The organism is Pseudomonas sp. Z1-14, from assembly GCF_051132005.1.
Classification (GTDB): Bacteria; Pseudomonadota; Gammaproteobacteria; order Pseudomonadales; family Pseudomonadaceae; genus Aquipseudomonas.
The window spans coordinates 4,103,588-4,123,302 of the sequence record NZ_CP071646.1; the positions used below are offsets into that span (position 1 = coordinate 4,103,588).

Annotated in this window: 15 protein-coding genes; 10 read left to right on the forward strand and 5 right to left on the reverse strand. The window is 63.0% G+C overall.

Annotated elements, in window-relative coordinates; translation table 11 throughout:
• Window positions 1–82: 82 nt before the first annotated feature.
• From J3P89_RS18765 to J3P89_RS18775, 3 genes are all read right to left on the reverse strand, one after another.
• Window positions 83–3,757 (reverse strand): translocation/assembly module TamB domain-containing protein, encoded by a 3,675-nt coding sequence (locus tag J3P89_RS18765; RefSeq protein ID WP_434695239.1) that lies wholly within the window; start codon window positions 3,755–3,757, stop codon window positions 83–85.
• On the reverse strand, window positions 3,754–5,481 hold the full coding sequence (locus J3P89_RS18770) for an autotransporter assembly complex protein TamA (protein WP_434695240.1): 1,728 nt from the start codon (window positions 5,479–5,481) through the stop codon (window positions 3,754–3,756). Before J3P89_RS18770 ends, J3P89_RS18765 begins: the two co-directional genes overlap by 4 nt.
• 65 nt (window positions 5,482–5,546) lie before the next feature.
• Window positions 5,547–6,191, reverse strand: coding sequence for a GNAT family N-acetyltransferase (locus tag J3P89_RS18775; protein ID WP_434695241.1), 645 nt, complete (start codon window positions 6,189–6,191; stop codon window positions 5,547–5,549).
• 177 nt (window positions 6,192–6,368) lie between these two features.
• Here J3P89_RS18775 and xthA point away from each other — a divergent pair, with 177 nt between their 5' ends.
• The 6 genes from xthA (at window position 6,369) to J3P89_RS18805 (ending at window position 12,082) form a co-directional block, all read left to right on the forward strand.
• Entirely contained in the window at window positions 6,369–7,181 is an 813-nt protein-coding gene (gene xthA / locus J3P89_RS18780) for an exodeoxyribonuclease III (protein WP_434603567.1), read from the forward strand.
• A 215-nt stretch (window positions 7,182–7,396) separates the two neighbouring features.
• Window positions 7,397–8,731 carry a substrate-binding domain-containing protein gene (locus J3P89_RS18785; RefSeq protein ID WP_434695243.1) on the forward strand — a complete coding sequence of 445 codons (1,335 nt, stop codon included), beginning with the start codon at window positions 7,397–7,399 and terminating at the stop codon, window positions 8,729–8,731.
• A gap of 254 nt (window positions 8,732–8,985) precedes the next feature.
• On the forward strand, window positions 8,986–9,861 hold the full coding sequence (locus J3P89_RS18790) for an RHS repeat-associated core domain-containing protein (RefSeq protein ID WP_434695244.1): 876 nt from the start codon (window positions 8,986–8,988) through the stop codon (window positions 9,859–9,861).
• Between the two features lie 428 nt (window positions 9,862–10,289).
• The gene (locus J3P89_RS18795; RefSeq protein WP_434624820.1) at window positions 10,290–10,568 is read left to right on the forward strand and encodes a DUF6124 family protein; all 279 of its coding nucleotides are present in this window, start codon (window positions 10,290–10,292) and stop codon (window positions 10,566–10,568) included.
• Between the two features lie 493 nt (window positions 10,569–11,061).
• Window positions 11,062–11,340, forward strand: a complete 279-nt coding sequence (locus J3P89_RS18800; protein ID WP_434695245.1) for a DUF6124 family protein — start codon at window positions 11,062–11,064, stop codon at window positions 11,338–11,340.
• Between the two features lie 463 nt (window positions 11,341–11,803).
• Entirely contained in the window at window positions 11,804–12,082 is a 279-nt protein-coding gene (locus tag J3P89_RS18805) for a DUF6124 family protein (protein WP_434695246.1), read from the forward strand.
• A gap of 153 nt (window positions 12,083–12,235) precedes the next feature.
• On the opposite strand, the gene J3P89_RS18810 is transcribed toward J3P89_RS18805, so the two are convergent.
• Entirely contained in the window at window positions 12,236–13,474 is a 1,239-nt protein-coding gene (locus tag J3P89_RS18810; RefSeq protein WP_434695247.1) for a M20/M25/M40 family metallo-hydrolase, read from the reverse strand.
• Window positions 13,475–13,550: 76 nt separating this feature from the next.
• Window positions 13,551–14,630: a diguanylate cyclase gene (locus J3P89_RS18815; protein ID WP_434695248.1), complete on the reverse strand. Its 1,080-nt coding sequence runs from the start codon at window positions 14,628–14,630 to the stop codon at window positions 13,551–13,553.
• A gap of 203 nt (window positions 14,631–14,833) precedes the next feature.
• Here J3P89_RS18815 and J3P89_RS18820 point away from each other — a divergent pair, with 203 nt between their 5' ends.
• The 4 genes from J3P89_RS18820 (at window position 14,834) to glcF (ending at window position 19,693) form a co-directional block, all read left to right on the forward strand.
• Window positions 14,834–15,763 (forward strand): alpha/beta fold hydrolase, encoded by a 930-nt coding sequence (locus tag J3P89_RS18820; protein ID WP_434695249.1) that lies wholly within the window; start codon window positions 14,834–14,836, stop codon window positions 15,761–15,763.
• A gap of 151 nt (window positions 15,764–15,914) precedes the next feature.
• Window positions 15,915–17,414: a glycolate oxidase subunit GlcD gene (glcD, locus tag J3P89_RS18825; protein WP_434695250.1), complete on the forward strand. Its 1,500-nt coding sequence runs from the start codon at window positions 15,915–15,917 to the stop codon at window positions 17,412–17,414.
• Window positions 17,414–18,472, forward strand: a complete 1,059-nt coding sequence (glcE, locus tag J3P89_RS18830) for a glycolate oxidase subunit GlcE (protein WP_434695251.1) — start codon at window positions 17,414–17,416, stop codon at window positions 18,470–18,472. The genes glcD and glcE overlap by 1 nt, the downstream gene beginning before the upstream one ends.
• Complete coding sequence (glcF, locus tag J3P89_RS18835; protein ID WP_434695252.1) at window positions 18,473–19,693, forward strand: glycolate oxidase subunit GlcF; 1,221 nt, start codon at window positions 18,473–18,475, stop codon at window positions 19,691–19,693.
• Window positions 19,694–19,715 lie beyond the last annotated feature (22 nt).

Below are 19,715 nucleotides of genomic sequence, written 5' to 3' on the forward strand. Positions count from 1 at the left end.
ACGTCAGTCAGCAGAAATCTTGACTGTCAGACCGCATTCGCGAGCAGGCTCGCTCCCACAGGGAAGTCAGGGTTGGGAAAGGTCAGAAATCGCGCTTGTAGAAAATATCCAGCGAGCTGGCGACGCCGCTGGCGGCTTCGAGGTAGACCTTCTTGCTCAGCTTGTAGCGCAGGGCAATGGTATTGGCCGGTTCGAATACTCCGACGCCGTAGCGCAGGCTGAGTTTTTCCGACAGGTTGCCGCTGGCGACCACGCTGGTTTCGTTGCCGCTGCCCTGGGTGTCGAGTTGGAAATCCTCGATTCCCAGGTTGTTGGCCAGGCTGGTGGTCACGCCGGAACTGCCCATCAAGCCCAGGCCCAGTGCAGCCTGGGCGAGCATGTTGTTGTCTTCGCCAGTGGTACTCAGCGGCCGGCCCAGCACCAGGTACGACAACGCCTGCTCCTGGCTCATGGCCGGTTCCGAGAAGATTTGCGTGGTGGGTTGCTCGGCGCTGCCGCTCAAGCGGATGCCTGCGATCACATCGTCGGTCTGGCGGATCGCCTCGATGTCCAGGTACGGCTGATCGATAGGCCCGGCGAACAACAAGCGCGCCCGGCGCACCGTCAACCGCTGCCCATAGGCCCGATAGCGGCCGTCGTTGAGCCAGAGTTCGCCGCGAGTGTCCATGTTGTCGCCGATGTGCACCTGCCCCTGGACGTTGGCGGTGAGCCCGAATCCCGAAAAGGCGAGCTTCTCCTGGCCGACGAGCACGTCGATGTCCATTGCCATGGCCATCGGTGCCTTGCCCTCTTCGGTCTGGTGGCCGACGATCACCGTGTCGTCCGAAACCTTGACGGTTGACGGTGGCAGTTCGCGAATGGTGACATCGCCCTTCGGCACCAGGACCTTGCCGGCAATCGCCAGCCGCTCGCCCTGCAGCATGATTTTCAAGTCCGGCGCCACGTCCAGCACCGCATAGGGTTCGACGGTCACTGGCAGTTGCGAGCCCTTGAGAGCCAGGTCCATGGTCAGCGCCTCGCCCCAACCGATATTCCCGGTCAGGCGGCCCTGCCCGCTCTTGCCACTCTTCCAATCGCCATCCAGACGCACCGTTTCGCCGGCGATCATCGCCCGCAGTTGCAAAGCTTCGAGGCTGACCGGCAGTTCCGGGCCGGACACTTCGCCGTCGCTGAGCACCAGGTTGCCGTTGACCTGGGGCGCGAGCAGCCCGCCGGACAGCGTGCCACTGCCGTTCAAGTGCCCCGTGAGGGTTTCCACCATCGGCACGAATGGACGGGCGACGGACAGGACCAGGCCACTCAGGCGGAACGAACCACTCAGCGGCTTGCTCACTGGCAACGGATTGATCCGCGCCTGGACCATCAGTTCGCCTAGCCTGGCGCCGACGAAATTCAGATCGGTATCGATGCGCGTGGGTGTCAGGCGGCTGTCGAGCGTCAGGGTCTGGTAGGGGAAGTCCAGCCACTGTTCTTTATCCCGAATCCGCAACGTGCCGCCGCTGGCATCCACCAGCACCCGGCCATTCGGGCCGCTGGCCGGCAGGTCCAGTTGCAGGTCGGCGTTGAGCCGGCCTTGCCAGGCAAAATCCTTGGGCATCCACTGGGCCAGGCTTTCGATGGGGAATTGCTTGAGGTGATAGCGCAGCTTCGGCTCCGGCATCAGCCGTTGGTCTTCCCCGCACAGGCTGGCCTGGCCGGAGCGCCAGCAGTGGGCACCGAAGTTCAGCGTACCGTTGGCCAGCCGTTCCAGCTTCGCCGGCGCTTGCAGGCGCCAGTCCTGACCGCCGACCCGCAGGTCGCCACTGGCCAGGCGTCCACGCCAGCTGCCCTGATCCAGCGTGCCATCAAGGGCCAGGCTGGTTTTCAACTGGGGCCCTTGCAGGTCGACCTTCAGTTGCTGTTGCTTGATATCGCCCTGCCCGCTCAGCGTCAGGACGCCAAGGGCGGTTTCGCCGCTGCGGATACCGCTGGCCTTGAGATCGACTTTGCCCCGTTGCGCGCCGTCGAGCGTCGCGTCCAGGTTCAGGCTTTGCAGATGAGTGCCCTGAAACGCCAGTTGCGTGCCTTGCAAGTCGAGCTTGCCTTGGGGGGCCTTGAGCGTGCCGGCCACGTCGACACGCCCGCTGACCTGACCGCGCAACTGCGGCCAGAGCTGGGCCAGGCGCGCGAGCTTGATGTCGATCTGGCCGGTCAGCTGCTGTTGCAGGCTGCCCGTACCGTTGATGCGGTTATCGCCGAGGCGGATATCCAGTGCGCCGAGGTTCCATTGTTCGCCGGCGCCGCTGGCCTTGGCCTGGAACAGCGCCGGCTGGCCGCGCAGCTTGCCCTTGAGGTCCACGTCCGCGTCGAGTTCCATGCGCTGGTTTTTCATCGAGCCTTTACTGCGCAACGGCCCGGCCAGCGTGCCGGGCAGTTCGGCGAGCCAGTACGCCGGATTGACCGATGACAGTTGCAGCGCGGTGTCCCAGGCGATGCCGTCGGCAAATTGCAGGTCCAGGTGCCCTTCGGCCTTGCCCTGTCCGGCGGCAAGCTTGAGTTCAGGCAAGTGGATTTGCCTCAGGTTGCCGCTGAACGGGCTGCCCAGGCTGAACGCCCCGGCGGGACCGTCCAGCGCCGCCTGGAAATTGCCCAGGTACTGGCCGTCGGTGTACGAGACTTCGCCATTCAAACTGCGCAGCGTGACTTGCGGCTCGTCGATCAGCGGATAAAGGCGATGCCAGGGGAAATCCAGCCAGGCGACTTTTGCTTCGGCGTTCAGCCCTTCACGCCAATCCAACTGCCCGGTGAGCTTGAGGGTCTGCTGGTTACCGGCGTCGAGATCCAGCCCGGCGACTTGCGCGCCATTGGCGTCCACCTTGCCTTGCAGCAGCAACGCCACCGGCCCCTTTTCGGCCGGCAGAGTCGCCTTGCCGAGCAGTTGATAACCGTTCTTCAGGTCGCCTTCGCCGGTCAGTTCCAGTTGGTTGAGCAGCAGCGTGTCCGGCAGATCGGCGCTGGCCTTGAAGCCGTCGGCGGTGATGCGCACCCTGGCCGGCAGGTTATCCGCCAGCGGTTGCAGTTCGCCCGTCAGGCGGCCTTGCAGATAACCACTGCTGTCGGCCGTGAGATTGAGGGTCTTGAGCAGGTCGCCAGCGACTTTCAGGTCCAGCGCCCAAGGCGTCGCGCCCGGCGCTGGCAGGGTCAGCTGGCCCGTCGCGTTCAGCGGCCAGTCGCCGTGCGGTTGCAGCAGGCCGGATAACTTCAGGCTCAGTTCGTCGCGCTGCAACTGCACCGAGTCGATCTGCAAACCCTCGGCCCTCCAGTGCGCCACCAGTTGCAGCCCCTTGAGCTGCTCGCTGCCGTTGAACGACAGGCTGCCTACCTGCACATCGCCCAGTTCGATCGCCAACGGCAAGTCCAGGTCCGGCAGGCTGATCGGGCCGCTGCTCGGTTCATCGGCGGTGGCTGGCAACTGCACGGCGATGGTCTCGGCCTTGAGCTGTTCGATGCACAGGGTCATGCGCAGCAGGCACGCCGGCGACCAGGCGAAGTTCGGTCGCTCCAGCGCCACCCGGCGGGTATCTTGCTGCCACAGCACCCGATCGGCGCTCCACCGCCCGCCCAGCCGCCCCTGGAAATTCTCCACGCTCAGGCCCGGCACCAGGCCGAGAGCCCAACGGCTGCCAAAGGCCGTGCCCAACACCATGCTCAAGGCCAGGATGACCGTCACCAAGAAACCGGCGAGCGCCAGGAGCGTTATTTTCAAACCACGATTCACAACTCGGGCCCCATGGAAAAGTGCAGTCGAATGCCGCCGTCGTCGTCCATCGCATGGGCCAGGTCGAGACGGATCGGGCCGACCGGCGAGACCCAGCGCACGCCGACGCCGACGCCGGTCTTGAGGCTTGGCAGCTCAAGGCTGTTGAAGGAGTTGCCCTGGTCGACGAAGGTCGCCACGCGCCATTTCTCCGCGACCGAATATTGATACTCGACGCTGGCGGCCACCATGTAGCGGCCACCGATGCGATCGCCCTCGGAGTTCTCCGGCGACAGGCTCTGGTAGTCGTAGCCACGCACGCTCTGGTCGCCACCGGCGAAAAAGCGCAGGGACGGCGGGATCGACTTGTAGCCGTTGGTGGCGCTGCCGCCCACCTGGGCCCGGGCCAACAGGCGATGCTTGTCGAACACCGTGGTCAGGCCCTTGACCATGGCCGTGCCATACAAGAGGTTGTTGTCCGAACCCAACCCTTCCTTGGCGACCTTGGTGTCGAATTGCAGGCGATAGCCGTTGTGCGGGTCGATGCGGTTGTCGCTGCGCAGGTACGAATAGCTGACGCCGGGCATCAGCAAGGTGCTCAGGCCCGAATCGTCGCCGAGGCGGTATTCTTCGCGCTGCCATTTGAGCGACACCACCCGCTGCCAGCCGCTGGGCAGCTTGCTGTGCCACTCGGGGCCCACGGTCAGCAGCTTGCTGAGGGTGTCGGTGCCGGACAGTTCTTCATATTGATAGCCGCCGGCGTAGCGCAGCTTGTCGGTCAGTGGCGGGTCGAGCGGCACGTCGTACCACAGGCCGACGTTTTGCCGGGGCGCCGATATTTCCGCTTCCCAGCCATAGCTGTGGCCTTGGGGATTGACCCAGTGACGCGTCCAGTTGGCCTTGGCGCGCGGGCCGACGTCAGTGGAAAATCCCAGGCCCAGGCCCATGGTGCGCGGCTTGCGGGTGTCGAGCCTGACCGCCACCGGGATCACATTCTCGGTGGCCGCGGTGGGCGCCGCATCAACGCGCACGCCTTCGAAATAACCGCTCGACTGCAAGGCCTGGTTGAGTTCGGCAATCAATTCGGAATCGTAGGGCGCGCCCGCCTTGAACGGCACCATGCGCTGCAGCAGGTCCTCGTCGAACGGCGTATCGCCCTCGAAACTGACCGGGCCCAGGGCGTAACGCGGGCCGCTGTCGTAGATCAGCTCGACATCGGCAACGCCAGCCTTGGGATCCACGCGCAACGTCTGGCTGACAAACTTTCCGCTGAAAAAACCATAACGCGAGGCCTGGTTCTGGATCGTCCGCTTGGCATCTTCATAGCGTCCGTGATTGAGCACCGCACCCGGTTTGAGACCGGCGTTGGCCGGCACCCGGAAACTCTTCAGCGAAGCCGCCGGGCCGTCGATGCGGATCGTGACATTGCGCAGGTGCACCGGCTCGCCGGGGTCGATGGTCAGGATCAGGCGCGGGTCCTTGCCAGCCTTGACCTCGCTGTCGATCTGCGGCTGGTAATAGCCGAGCGCCTGGGCCGCCTTGCGCGCCTGCTCCTCGGAGCCGCGACTGAAACGCAGCAGTGCCTCTTCGTCACGCTCACCGAGGCCACCGATATAGCCCTCTACATTGGCCTTGAGCTCGTCATTGGACGGTTTGACCCGTACATCCAATACACTTTGTGCCAGCGCGGCGCAGCTGAGGGACAGCAAGAGCGCGCCACTGGTCATTCGTCCTGGGAAATTCATGGCGCGGATGCTATCACGAGCTTGGGAGCCTGATAGAGCCGGACGCTTCGCAAAAGTTCGTCCGATTATGCCGTCGCGCTGTGTAAAACCTGCGGGTTGGCGTGAAAGAACACATGCTCGCGGACCGGTCCTACCGCGATTTCGCCGATTTCTTCATAGCCCTGGCGTTTATAAAATTCCAGGTAGCGCGGGTTGCCGGTATCGAGCACGACGCCTTGGGAATGCTCGTCCACCGCACACCAGTTATGGACTGCCTCAAGCAACTGCTCGCCATAATGCTGGCCCTGGAACTGTGGATGAACCCCCAGCAGTGGCAGCACATGGACCGCGTCCGATGGCAGGCAGGCCAGCACCGCGGCGTGATATTCCAGATAACGCCGGGTGCAGCGAAACCCCGTGCTCAAGACCATGCGCAGGCGCCAGGCCCAGCTTTCGGTAATGCCCAGGCGCCGCTGCGGCGGGGCAATCAGGGCGATGCCGATCAGGCGGTCGTTGACCAACAGGCCGATCGCTGGCAGGTCCTGGAAGAAATGCTGCTTGACCAGTTCACGCACCGTCGCCCGCACCCGCTGTTCGTAACCGGGACGCTCGGATTCGAACAGGTAGCTGAAGGTCGGCTCATGGCGATAGGCCTGGTACAGCAATGAACGCGCTTCGCAGGAATAGCCGCTGTCGAGCATGTGGATATCAGCGGTAATGGCGTCAGGCATGGTGGTGGATCTCCTGGGCGAGGCTCGGTGAGGCCCTGCTCTTATTGACTACGAACCCGTCAGGGCTGTGATCGTTCCTACATGCCAGAGGACATTAGCAGTGCATTTGTCCTACCGCCACGCTGGCTCCCTTCCGACATGTCAGCTAGCATCGCAGTTTTGCCAGGACAGCCGACCATGAAGATCGTCTCCTTCAACATCAACGGGCTGCGCGCCCGTCCCCATCAGTTGGCGGCACTGATCGACAAGCACCAGCCTGACGTCATCGGGTTGCAGGAAACCAAGGTTCACGACGAACAATTCCCCCTGGCCGAGGTGCAAGCCCTGGGTTATCACGTGCATTACCACGGGCAGAAAGGCCATTACGGCGTCGCCCTGCTCTCGCGCCAGGCGCCGCTGACCCTGCACAAAGGTTTCGAGACTGACGACGAAGACGCCCAGCGGCGTTTCATCTGGGGCACCTTCGCCGATGCCAATGGCGTGCCGGTGACCATCATGAACGGCTATTTCCCTCAAGGTGAAAGTCGCGACCATCCGACCAAGTTCCCGGCCAAGCAGCGCTTCTACAGTGATTTGCAGCAACTGCTGGAAACCCGCTTCAGCAACGACCAGCCGGTGGTGGTGATGGGCGATGTGAACATTTCCCCGGAAGACTGCGACATCGGCATCGGCCCGGACAACATGAAGCGCTGGCTCAAGACCGGCAAATGCAGCTTCCTGCCGGAAGAACGCGAATGGATGGCGCGCCTGAAGAATTGGGGTCTGGTGGACAGCTTCCGTCACCTGAACCCGGACGTCAGCGACCGCTTCAGCTGGTTCGACTACCGCAGCCGCGGTTTCGAGGACGAGCCCAAGCGCGGCCTGCGCATCGATTTGATCCTCGCGTCCCAAGGACTGCTGCCACGGGTCAAGGACGCCGGCGTGGACTATGAATTGCGCGGCATGGAAAAACCCTCGGACCACGCGCCGATCTGGCTGGAACTGAGCTGAATACCAGCCTTCCATTTCGTCCCCTGTGGGAGCGAGCCTGCTCGCGAAGCGGTATTCCTGTCGCAATAATGGCGCCTGACCCAGCGCTTTCGCGAGCAGGCTCGCTCCCACATTCGACCGGGTCGGTCATACGCTCCGCGTCGCAACCCTGTCATCTTTCAGCAACCTGACTGACTTAATCTTCCGGCACCTCCCTGGTTCAAAAAGGTGCCGGCATGCGGCTGTGCGTTGTGTTTTTCATGAGCTTCTGGCTGCCGCTCATGGCATGGGCCGGCGCCTTGCCCGTTCCCGAACACGGCCCGGCCCTGCGCATCCAGGGCTCCAACACCATCGGCGCGGCACTGGGGCCGGCCCTGGTCAAGGGCCTGATGCAAGGCCAGGGGCTGCTCAGGGTCAGCAGCGAAATAACCGGCCGGGACAATGAGCAACGGATCGTTGGCTGGACCGCCGAAGGCAAACGCGTCCAGATCGACATCGCGGCCCACGGTTCCAGCACCGGATTCGCCGCTCTCAAGCAAGCCAGCGCTGATCTGGCAGCCTCTTCCCGACCGATCAAGGACGGTGAACTGAAGGACCTGTCGGCCCTCGGCGACTTGAAAAGCCCGATGGCCGAGCAGGTCATCGCCATCGACGGCCTGGCGATTATTCTGCATCCGCAAAACCCGTTGCGTCAGCTCGACACCGTGCAACTGGCGCGCATTTTCAGCGGTGAGGCAAAGACCTGGGAAGCGGTGGGCAGCGTCGGCGGGGCCATTCATTTATACGCGCGGGACGAACAGTCCGGCACCTACGATACCTTCAAGGAACTGGTACTCAACCGACAAGGAAAAAAGCTCGATCCTGCGGCCCAGCGCTTCGAATCCAGTGAGCAATTGTCCGATGCGGTCAGCCAGGATCCGCAAGGCATCGGCTTCATCGGCTTGCCCTACGTACGTCAGGCCAAACCCCTGGCGATCGTCGACGGCGCCTCGCAGCCCATGTTGCCGCTGAACAACCTGATCGCCACCGAGGATTATCCCCTGTCCCGGCGCTTGTTCTTCTACTTGCCGCCAGCGCAAACCAACCCTTGGGCCGAAGCCCTGGTCGACTTCAGCCAAAGTGAACAAGGCCAGGCCATCGTCGCGGCCAACGGATTCATCGCCCAGACCATCCAGGCCATGTCCGTCACGCCCAACGCGCTGATGCCGGAGGGTTACCAGGCCTTGAGCCGCCATGCCCAGCGCCTGACCGTGAATTTCCGCTTCGAGGAAGGCAGCGCCAGCCTGGACAACAAGGCCCACCAAGACCTCGGCCGGGTACTCGACTATATAAGGCAACACGGAAAACTCGATCGGCGCGTGACCCTGGTGGGTTTTGGCGACCTCAAGGACGACCCGGCGCGAGCCGACCTGCTGTCCAAACTGCGCGCCATGGCGGTGCGGCGGGAATTGGTCAAATACGGCGTGACGTTGCGCGAGGTCCGCGGGTTCGGCGCACTGATGCCGGTGGCGGCCAACAATGAAGACGAAGGCCGGGTGCGCAATCGGCGGGTGGAGGTTTGGGTTTACTGAAACTCGGCCAGCACAATGCAATAAAGCCTGGCGGCGTGCCTGATTACGCCGGAACTACTGACAGTTCTGATAGTAGCCAAATGTCGAAGAATCGCTGAGCCTGAAGCCAACTTCACTTCGAGTAACGGCCAGTGCCTGACCCGTCTGCTGCAACCGTTTTGTGCCTGTACCACTACGACCCGTTGGATCGCTTGGGGCAAGTCACGCCTTATGAGAATCCGGGCGCTCTGCGGTTTTATAAAAAAGACCGACTGGTGACTGAATCTCAGGGGACGGGGCACATCAGTGTCGTACAGGACGGTGATCGTCTACTGGCGTTGCTTCTACACGAAGACCAAAAAATCAACGCCCGACTATTGGTCACAGATGAGCAACGCTCATTATTGAACAGTCTCGGCGCCGGATCGCCTCAACCGCCCGCCTTTGCACCCTATGGCTATCTTCCTCCGGAAAGATCCCGGGCGAACCTGCTCGGTTTCAAGGGTGAACGGCCTGATTTCGTGACCGGGCACTATCTGCTAGGCAATGGCTATAGAGCCTACAACCCTGTCTTGATGCGATTTAACAGCCCCGACAGTTGGAGCCCTTTCGGCAGGGGCGGCATAAATGCCTATGCGGCGTTCGACGGAGATCCGGTGAATAAAAATGACCCCGGCGGCCATTTTTCCTTTTATATGAGTGTGAAACTTACAAGCGCCTTGAGGAAATGGAAAAGCCGAGCGCTGTTCAAGTTGGAGCGAATGCCTGACGTACCGTTAAAAAACGTACTGGGTTACCTCAATGGTAGCGACGTCAAATCCTTGGCCATGACGTCCTCAAAAATGTACAGCAACGTAAAGAACAGTCGCCTTCCCATGAAAAAAATATTGGGAAATACCGAGCCAGGGACAGTCGACCAGGCACAACGACTATCAGACATTTCTTTTGGCAAGAAGCAAGGCTATCTCCCCGCCCAGGTCATTGGAGACAGACACTATGCAGCCATCGCCAAGGGCCAGGAACTACCCGACGGGGAACTAAGAGACTTTCGCATCCATCGCGAACGGATCAGGAAGGAAGCCAGCAGAACAAGAAGAAAGGAGATATATGGCGAGGATGCAGCCAGCGACACCAGTGTCGACAGCGATTGAATTCCTGCAAGTCAGGCGAACCTCTCCAATCATTTTGACGGCTGCTGCGCAGCCGAGCGGGAGCAAGCTCCCTCGCCACGAAAAGCCTCGGGGTTTATTGGGTTGGCCTGCGTGTAGGACCGAACTCCCGCGTCTTGCGCCTTTGCCTACAACTACGCCAGAATCCGCCGGCTTGTGCGCCTTGGGGTTGGGCTTTACTGTGGCCCGGTCGTTGAAAGATCAGCGATCGGGTTTGGTAGCCCGGGCTTTCGGTGCATAGCGTCACCTCTTGTGAGTGCAATCATGCGCTTCGCTTTATGGTGGCCCTGCGCAGGGTCTCTCCGGAGACGCCGGCTTCCGATGCCCGGTCTACCAACCTTCGTATGGCCACCACCCTTCGTTTGGTAGCGAGAGGGTTACGGCTCCTTCAGACGCATCGGAGATTCACCATGTTCAAACCAACACCCAACCCACCGGACACCGATCCAGCCACTGCCGATCCAAGAGAAACCGATCCCGGCCAACTCTTCACCGTCATCAACGGCATCGACACCGAATCCCTGCTCGCCAACCTCAGCGAAACCCTCGCCTCGGCCAACGCCATGGTCGGTTACCTGGCCTTCGACCTGGAAGATTCACGACGCCATATTGCCTTGGGCATCCAGCAACTGATCGAACTGGGCGCACTCCTGGCAAACCGCGCGCTGGACAACGTCGACCCACGCTAGCCAAGCACAACCCTGTTGTGGCGAGGGAGCTTGCTCCCGCTGGACTGCGAAGCAGGCCCAGGTTTTTTGTTTCAACACAAAATCCTTGGGGCCGCTTCGCGGCCCAGCGGGAGCAAGCTCCCTCGCCACGAAAAGCCTCGGGGTTTATTGGGTTGGCCTGCGTGTAGGACCGAACGCCCGCGTCTTGCGCCTTTGCCTACAACTACGCCAGAATCCGCCGGCTTGTGCGCCTTGGGGTTGGGCTTTACTGTGGCCCGGTCGTTGAAAGATCAGCGATCGGGTTTAGCGATCCGGCTCCAGACACAGAAGCTACAAGCCCAGTCTCGATTGCAGTTTTTTTCAAGTCTGCAATTTGCGTCATGGTGGCTGTGCGCGGGAGACCTTCTGGTCTACCCGGGGTTTCTGTGACCCGGATCGCTAACCTGCGTACAGCCGCCACCTTACTTGTTTAGCGATAGGTCGTGGCGGCTCAACCCGTTCACGGAGATTCACCATGTTCAAACCAACACCCAACCCACCGCACACCGATCCAGCCACCGCCGATCCAAGAGAAACCGATCCCGGTCAAATCTTCACCGTCATCAACGGCATCGACACCGAATCCCTGCTCGCCAACCTCAGCGAAACCCTCGCCTCGGCCAACGCCATGGTCGGTTACCTGGCCTTCGACCTGGAAGATTCACGACGCCATATTGCCTTGGGCATCCAGCAACTGATCGAACTGGGCGCACTCCTGGCAAACCGCGCGCTGGACAACGTCGACCCACGCTAGCCAAGCACAACCCTGTTGTGGCGAGGGAGCTTGCTCCCGCTGGACTGCGAAGCAGGCCCAGGTTTTTTGTTTCAACACAAAATCCTTGGGGCCGCTTCGCGGCCCAGCGGGAGCAAGCTCCCTCGCCACGAAAAGCCTCGGGGTTTATTGGGTTGGCCTGCGTGTAGGACCGAACCGCCGCGTCTTGCGCCTTTGCCTACAACTACGCCAGAATCCGCCGGCTTGTGCGCCTTGGGGTTGGGCTTTACTGTGGCCCGGTCGTTGAAAAATCAGCGATCGGGTTTGGTAGCCCGGGTAAAACTAAGGCGCACAGCTCCGGCATATTTGTAATGGCGGCTGTGCGTGGGGCGCCCTCGTGGCGCGCCGGGTTTGCCTTGGTACCCGGTCTACCAACCTGCGTATAGCCGCCACCTGATGTTTGGTAGCAGAAGGGTTGCGGCTCCAATTACCAAGGAGTTTCATCATGTTCAAAGCAACACCCAACCCACCGGACACCGATCCAGCCACCGCCGCTCCAAGAGAAACCGATCCCGGCCAACTCTTCACCGTCATCAACGGCATCGACACCGAATCCCTGCTCGCCAACCTCAGCGAAACCCTCGCCTCGGCCAACGCCATGGTCGGTTACCTGGCCTTCGACCTGGAAGATTCACGACGCCACATCGCCTTGGGCATTCAGCAACTGATCGAACTGGGCGCACTCCTGGCAAACCGCGCGCTGGACAACGTCGACCCACGCTAGCCAAGCACAACCCTGTTGTGGCGAGGGAGCTTGCTCCCGCTGGACTGCGAAGCAGGCCCAGGTTTTTTGTTTCAACACAAAATCCTTGGGGCCGCTTCGCGGCCCAGCGGGAGCAAGCTCCCTCGCCACGAAAAGCATTTCTTCCGCGGGGTACTACCGTGCCGCCAACTCCATGATCATTCGCGTCAGCAGATAAATCCTCGGCACCACGCTTTCGACCTCGGCATATTCCTCGGGCGTATGGATATTGCCGCCGACGATGCCAAAGCCGTCCAGCGTCGGTGTACCAACGCCGGCGGACAGGCTGGCGTCCGCCGCGCCGCCGCTGCCTTCCTCGGTCAGTTTGCGGCCCAGCTCGCCATAGATGCCCTGGGCCATGGCCATCAACCGGTCCGACTCGGCGGTCTGTGGCATGGGCGGCAAGCCGCGCTGCAGGCTGGTGGTGACTTCGGTGTCGGCGATCAGCTTGTCCTTCGAGACCCGGGCCAGGTCTTTTTCGATGCGGTCGAATTCTTCCGGCACCGCTGCGCGCACATCGGCCTTGGCGCTGGCCTGGTCGGGAATCACGTTGGTCCGGTCACCGGCCTTGAGCACGGTGAAGTTGATGGTGGTCTTCTTTTCCGCGTCGCCCAGCTTGCCCAGTTGCAGTATCTGATGCGCCGCTTCCATTGCCGCGTTACGCCCCAGTTCCGGTGCGACGCCGGCGTGGGCCGCCTTGCCCCTGACCTCCACCAGCGCGGTTGCGCTGCCCTTGCGCCACACCACCAGGCCGTCGGCCGGGCGCCCCGGTTCAAGGTTGAGGGTCACGTCATGGGCCTTGGCGGTTTTCTTGATCAGGTCGGTGGCGACGTCCGAACCGGTCTCTTCGCTGGCATCGAGCAGGAACGTGATCTGCGCGTAATTCTTGAAATCCAGGTTCTTCAGCACCTTCAGCGCATAGATGCCCGCGACGATGCCGCCCTTGTCATCCATCACCCCCGGCCCGTAGGCGCGGCCATCCTTGATATGGAAGGGACGTTCGGCCGCCGAGCCTTCCTTGAACACCGTGTCCATATGGGCCATCAGCAGGATTTTCGCCTTGCCGGTGCCCTTGAAGGTCGCCAGGACATGGTGGGTGCCGTCCGAATTGGGCACCTTTTCGATGGTGGCGCCGAGCTTCTGCAACTCGTCGATGGCGATGTCGCCGACCTGGGTCAGCCCCGGCACATAACCGGAACCGGAGTCGATGTTCACCAGGCGTTCAAGCAGTTTCAGCGCCTCGCCCTTGTACTGCTCGGCATCGGCCAGCACCTGTTGATGAGGTTGCGCCAGGGCGGCAGGGGCAAAGGCGCCAAGGGCCAGGCTCAGGCCGAGGCTGACGGCGAGACGGGAGCGACGAACGATAACGGTCATGAGTTCATCCTTGTTTCATCTGGAAAGCATCATCGGGAAGGTCAGCCAGCACCCTACCCGACAATGCGCCAAGGCTCTAGACCGCAGACGCCTCCAGCATCGGCCGATGTCGCTGACAGACAACCCGGTTGCGTCCGCTGGTCTTGGCTTCATAGAGCACCTGGTCGGCGTCGTCGAGCCAGGCGGTCGCATCGGCATAATCCACCGTGAAGGCCGCCAGGCCGATACTCAGGCTCACTTTCAGCGCCGGGTCACGTTCGTAGTCCTGCGCGGTGAAGCGTTCGCGTAGCCCCTCCATCGCCTGCACCGCGCTGAGCAGCGTCAGGTCCGGCAGGATCACCCCGAACTCGTCGCCGCCATAGCGCCCGACGATGTCCGTGGCCCGCAGGTTCTGCCCCAGCAGCTTGCCGAGCTGACGCAGCACGACATCACCGGCGCCATGGCCGTAGGTGTCATTGATGGCTTTGAAGTGGTCGATATCGATCAGCGCGATCACGCCATGCCCTGCCCCGCCCGGTGACTGGCGTCGGCAATGCTGGAATGCCTCGTTGAGCCGGTCCTTCCAGGCGCCATGGTTGAGCAGGCCGGTCAGGCTGTCGGTACGGCTCAGGGCCAGCAATTCACGTTTCTGTCGGCCCAGGGTGTGCGCCTGGCGAAAGCAGATCCAGCCCAGCGCCAGCGGGTACAGGCACAGCAACGGCAAGCAGGCATATAGCTGCGCCGGGCTGGTCATGGGCACGCTGGCAAAGGGGAACATGAATATCCCGACGGTGATACCGGCTACCTGGGCCACAGCCCCGACCAACAGGAAACGCAGGCCGCCGATGGCCACGTTGTTCATTGCCATCATCGCCAGCGTCACGGCCGTGGGCAGCGGGTTGAATTGCATCGCGGCGACCCAGAAGCCACCGAGGAAGGCGTCGATCACCAGGTTGCGGTGCTCGGCATGGTACGGCACCGTCGAACGACGGGCCCACTGATAGGACACGTGCGGCCAGAGCAACCCGTTGAACAGCATGAAGCCCCAGACCCAGGGCGCCGGGTCGAGGGGATAGAGCGCGGCGCTCACCACCAGCAACCCCAGCGCCAGACCGAGGATTCGGGATGTGTAGAGCCTCCTGGCCAGCGACAATCCCTTTTTTCCCGTTTTATGCATAGGGGCCTCTGCACCACCGGTCTCCCGGGGCCGGGATAGGTTTTGGGCAGTCTATCAGGGCGGAGTCAAATAGCCACTATCGATGCAGGGGTATTTATTCCGACCGATCAGCGTGGTTCCCCGCGGATTTTGGCTATACATGAAAAAGGGAAATTCGTTGGTACAGGGTCTCGATCGCCTTGTCCTGGTACGGAGGCAACGACATGCTGGTGTTGTGGGTGGTCCTTGCGGTGTTCATCGCCTGGAGCTGGTTGACGTATCCGGGCATCGGCCATGTGCTGTATGACCTGGGCATGGCGCTGGAGGCGCGTCTCTACCGGCTGCACAAGATTACCGTGCCCATCAGCGAAATGACGGTGTCGACCTGGCAGGGCGGGCCCTATGAAGCGTCCGGCAGCGTGCTGATGCTGCATGGCTACAGCGCCGACAAGAACCTCTGGTTGCGCTTCGCCCGGTATTTCGTCGGCGATTACCGGGTGGTGATTCCCGACCTGGCCGGCCATGGCGAAACCGGCTTCAAGGCCGGCGGCGGTTATGACATCCCGACCCAGGCGCGGCGAGTGATCGAATTGCTCGATGCCTGTGGCCTGGACAAGGTCCATGTGATCGGCAACTCGATGGGTGGTTACCTCGCAGCCTGGCTGGCGGCGACGTCGCCTGAGCGGGTGTTGACCCTGGCGCTGATCGATCCGGCCGGTGTCACCGCCCCCGAACCCAGCGACATGGAACGCCACCTGGCCGCCGGCCACAACCCGTTCCTGGTTGATTCTCGAGACGATTTCGCGCCGTTCTACGCCATGACCATGGCCTCGCCGCCCTGGCTGCCCAGCGTAGTGCTGGCAGCGCTGGCCGAGCGTTATGAACAGCGCCGGGAGGAATTGGCGGAGATTTTCGTCGATTTACGCGCCAGCCCACCCATGGAACCGCGCCTGGCCGACATCCGCGCCCCTTCGTTGCTACTCTGGGGACGCAAGGACCGGTTGATCGACGTCAGCAGCGTACCGGTATGGAGCAAGGGCATCACCGACCTCAGGGTGGAAATCTGGGACGGAGTCGGGCATATGCCGATGGTTGAAAAACCGGGCAAGACTGCGGCGTTGTACCGGGATTTTCTGAAGGGGTTGGGGCAGTGACGTCAGCCGGGTTGAAGTACCGTGGCGAGGGAGCTCGCTCCCGCTGGACTGCGCAGCAGGCCCAGGTTTTTTGTTTCTACACAAAATTTTGGGGCCGCTTCGCGGCCCAGCGGGAGCAAGCTCCCTCGCCACAGGTTGAGGCAACCATCCGATGAACATCCTCTACGACGAGCAGCTCGACGGCCCGCTGCCGAACGTGAACAAGCAGGCCCTGCTCGACGCCATGCAGGCACGTATTCCGGACTTGGATATCCTGCACCGCGACGAAGACCTCAGGCCCTACGAATGCGATGGGCTGTCTGCCTACCGGACCACGCCCCTGCTGGTCGTGCTGCCGCGGCGGGTCGAGCAGGTGCAGGCCTTGCTCAAGCTGTGCCATGAACAGAATGTGCCGGTGGTGGCCAGGGGCGCCGGGACCGGCCTGTCCGGTGGCGCCCTGCCCCTGCAAAGCGGCGTGTTGCTGGTGATGGCGCGCTTCAACCAGATCCTGCACATCGACCCCGACGCCCGCACCGCGCGCCTGCAGCCAGGGGTGCGCAACCTGGCGATTTCCCAGGCGGCGGCGCCGTTCGGGTTGTACTACGCGCCGGACCCTTCCTCGCAGATCGCCTGCTCCATCGGCGGCAACGTCGCGGAGAACGCCGGCGGCGTGCATTGCCTGAAATACGGCCTGACGGTGCACAACCTGCTGAAGCTGGAAATCCTCACCATCGAAGGCGAACGCCTGGTGCTGGGCAGCGAGGCCCTGGACTCGCCAGGCCTGGACCTGCTGGCGTTGTTCACCGGCTCCGAAGGCCTGCTGGGGATCATCACCGAAGTCACCGTCAAGCTGTTGCCTCGCCCCCAGGTCGCCAAGGTCTTGCTGGCCAGCTTTGACTCGGTGGACAAGGCCGGACGGGCGGTGGCCGAGATCATCGCAGCCGGGATCATCCCCGGCGGCCTGGAAATGATGGACAATCTGGCGATCCGCGCCGCCGAGGATTTCATCCACGCCGGCTACCCGGTCGACGCCGAAGCGATCCTGCTGTGCGAGCTCGATGGCGTCGAGGCCGATGTCCACGATGACTGCGAGCGGGTCCGCCAGGTGCTGCAACGGGCCGGCGCCACCGAGGTGCGCCTGGCCCGGGACGAGGCCGAACGCCTGCGGTTCTGGGCCGGACGCAAGAATGCGTTTCCGGCGGTAGGCCGCCTGGCGCCGGACTATTACTGCATGGACGGGACCATCCCCCGGCGGGCATTGCCCGAGGTCTTGCAGCGCATCGCCAGCCTGGGCAGCGAACACGGCCTGCGGGTCGCCAACGTGTTCCATGCCGGCGACGGCAACATGCACCCGCTGATCCTGTTCGACGCCAACCAGCCGGGCGAGCTGGAGCGCGCCGAAACCCTGGGTGGGAAGATCCTCGAACTGTGCGTCCAGGTGGGCGGCAGCATCACCGGCGAACACGGCGTCGGCCGCGAAAAAATCAACCAGATGTGCACGCAGTTCAACAGCGACGAGCTGTTGCTGTTCCACGCGGTGAAAGCCGCGTTCGATCCGCTTGGCCTGCTCAACCCCGGCAAGAACATACCGACCCTGAACCGCTGCGCTGAATTCGGCGCGATGCATATCCATGGCGGGCAATTGCCGTTTCCTGAACTGGAGCGATTCTGATGACCGCGCAAGTCGACCGCGACGCCAGCGAGCTGCTGCTGGAGCAGGTCAACCGCGCTCGCGCGAGCGATACGCCGCTGCGCATCCAGGGCTCCAACAGCAAGGCTTTCCTGGGACGCCAGGTGGCCGGCGAGGTGCTGGACACCCGTGCGCATCGCGGCATCGTTCAGTACGACCCCACGGAGCTGGTCATCACCGCTCGCGCCGGCACCCCGCTGCGGGAACTGTTGGCCACGCTGGACGCCGCCGGGCAGCGGCTGCCGTGCGAGCCGCCGGCGTTCGGCGCAGACGCCACCGTGGGCGGCATGATCGCTGCCGGATTGTCAGGGCCGCGCCGCCCGTGGGCCGGCTCGGTGCGCGATTATGTGCTCGGAACCCGCATGATCAGCGGCCACGGCCACCTGTTGCGCTTTGGCGGCGAGGTGATGAAAAACGTCGCCGGCTACGACCTGTCGCGCCTGCTGGCCGGTAGTTTCGGTTGCCTGGGGGTGATCACCGAAGTGTCCTTGAAAGTGCTGCCCAAGCCCCGCCACGGCTTGAGCATCCGCCTGGAAATGGACAGCCGCGAAGCCCTGGAAAAACTCGCCGAATGGGGCCGACAACCCTTGCCCATCAGCGCCGCCAGCCACGACGGCGATTGTCTGCGCCTGCGCCTGGAAGGCGGCGAGGGTTCGGTCAGCGCGGCCCATCAGCGCCTGGGCGGCGAAGCCATCGACGATCAATACTGGACCGAGCTGAATGAACATCGCCTGCCATTCTTCGCTGAAGACCTGCCCCTGTGGCGCCTGTCGCTGCCCAATGCTACCGGCCCGCTCGACTTGCCCGGTGCGCAACTGATCGATTGGGCGGGCGCGCAGCGCTGGCTGAAAACCGACGCCGATACGGTTCAGGCCCTGGCGCGGGAATGGGGCGGCCATGCCGTCTGCTATCGTCCTGGCGCAACCGCAACGCCGTTCCAACCGTTGGCCCCGGCGCTGCTGCGCTATCACCGTCAACTCAAGGCGAAGCTTGATCCCCAGGGACTGTTCAATCCTGGCCGAATGTACGCGGAGTACTAGATGCAGACCCGGTTCAGTGAAACAAGCCAACGCCTGCCTCGCGCCGAAGAGGCCGAACGGATCCTGCGCAGTTGCGTGCATTGCGGCTTCTGCAACGCCACCTGCCCCACTTACCAGTTGCTCGGCGATGAACTGGACGGCCCACGCGGACGCATCTACCTGATCAAGCAGGTGCTCGAAGGCCAGCCGCCAACCGCCAGCACCCAACTGCACCTGGATCGTTGCCTGTCGTGCCGCAACTGCGAAACCACTTGCCCGTCCGGCGTCGATTATCACAACCTGCTGGACATCGGCCGGGCCGTGGTCGACGCGGCCGTACCCCGCCCCGCCGGCCAACGGGCCCTGCGTCTCGGCTTGCGCGGCCTGGCCACGAGTCCCGAACGATTCAAGAGTCTGCTGCGCCTGGGAGCGGTGTTCCGCCCGCTACTGCCGGCGAACCTGGAGGCCAAGCTGCCACGGTCGGCGGCGTCCGCCGGCACGCGCCCGGCCGTGCGGCACTCGCGCCGCGTACTGATGCTCGAAGGCTGCGTGCAGCCGGGCCTGTCGCCGAACACCAACGCGGCCGCCGCCCGGGTGCTGGACCGGCTCGGCATCAGCGTCGTTGCCAGCCCTGAAGCCGGCTGTTGCGGCGCGTTGGATTATCATCTCGACGCTCAACCCACCGGGTTGGACCGCGCCCGACGCAACATCGATGCCTGGTGGCCGCACCTGCAGGACGGCGCCGAGGCGATCGTCCAGACCGCCAGCGGCTGCGGCGCGTTTATCAAGGATTACGGGCATCTGTTGGAACACGATCCCGCCTATGCCGCCAAGGCGAAACACGTCAGCGAACGCGCGCTGGACCTGGTGCAGGTACTCGGCAACGAACCGCTGGAAGCAATCTGCGCCGCCAGGGATCAACGCATCGCCGTCCATTGCCCCTGCACCTTGCAGCACGCGCAGAAACTCGGTGGCGCCGTCGAAGCCCTGCTCACAAGGCTGGGCTTCAACCTCACCGAGGTGCCCGACAGCCACCTGTGCTGCGGCTCGGCCGGGACCTATTCGCTGACCCAGCCGGCGCTGGCGCGACAATTGCGGGATAACCGTCTCAACGCGCTGGAAAGCGGCCGGCCGGAGCTGATCGTCACCGCCAATGTCGGCTGCCAGAGCCACCTTGACGGTGCTGGTCGCACGCCCGTGCGGCACTGGATCGAGCTGGTGGATCAGTCCCTGGCAGAATGAAGTCGTGAAGATTCTTCGTTTG

Bases quoted from the DNA above. Each gene is read 5' to 3' on its own strand.
- J3P89_RS18820 (WP_434695249.1), top strand. From the start codon at position 14,834: ATGCTGGTGTTGTGGGTGGTCCTTGCGGTGTTCATCGCCTGGAGCTGG.
- J3P89_RS18810 (WP_434695247.1), bottom strand. From the start codon at position 13,474: ATGACCGTTATCGTTCGTCGCTCCCGTCTCGCCGTCAGCCTCGGCCTG.
- glcD (WP_434695250.1), top strand. From the start codon at position 15,915: ATGAACATCCTCTACGACGAGCAGCTCGACGGCCCGCTGCCGAACGTG.
- glcE (WP_434695251.1), top strand. From the start codon at position 17,414: ATGACCGCGCAAGTCGACCGCGACGCCAGCGAGCTGCTGCTGGAGCAG.
- glcF (WP_434695252.1), top strand. From the start codon at position 18,473: ATGCAGACCCGGTTCAGTGAAACAAGCCAACGCCTGCCTCGCGCCGAA.
- J3P89_RS18815 (WP_434695248.1), bottom strand. From the start codon at position 14,630: ATGCATAAAACGGGAAAAAAGGGATTGTCGCTGGCCAGGAGGCTCTAC.
- J3P89_RS18805 (WP_434695246.1), top strand. From the start codon at position 11,804: ATGTTCAAAGCAACACCCAACCCACCGGACACCGATCCAGCCACCGCC.
- xthA (WP_434603567.1), top strand. From the start codon at position 6,369: ATGAAGATCGTCTCCTTCAACATCAACGGGCTGCGCGCCCGTCCCCAT.
- J3P89_RS18795 (WP_434624820.1), top strand. From the start codon at position 10,290: ATGTTCAAACCAACACCCAACCCACCGGACACCGATCCAGCCACTGCC.
- J3P89_RS18770 (WP_434695240.1), bottom strand. From the start codon at position 5,481: ATGAATTTCCCAGGACGAATGACCAGTGGCGCGCTCTTGCTGTCCCTC.
- J3P89_RS18800 (WP_434695245.1), top strand. From the start codon at position 11,062: ATGTTCAAACCAACACCCAACCCACCGCACACCGATCCAGCCACCGCC.
- J3P89_RS18785 (WP_434695243.1), top strand. From the start codon at position 7,397: ATGCGGCTGTGCGTTGTGTTTTTCATGAGCTTCTGGCTGCCGCTCATG.
- J3P89_RS18775 (WP_434695241.1), bottom strand. From the start codon at position 6,191: ATGCCTGACGCCATTACCGCTGATATCCACATGCTCGACAGCGGCTAT.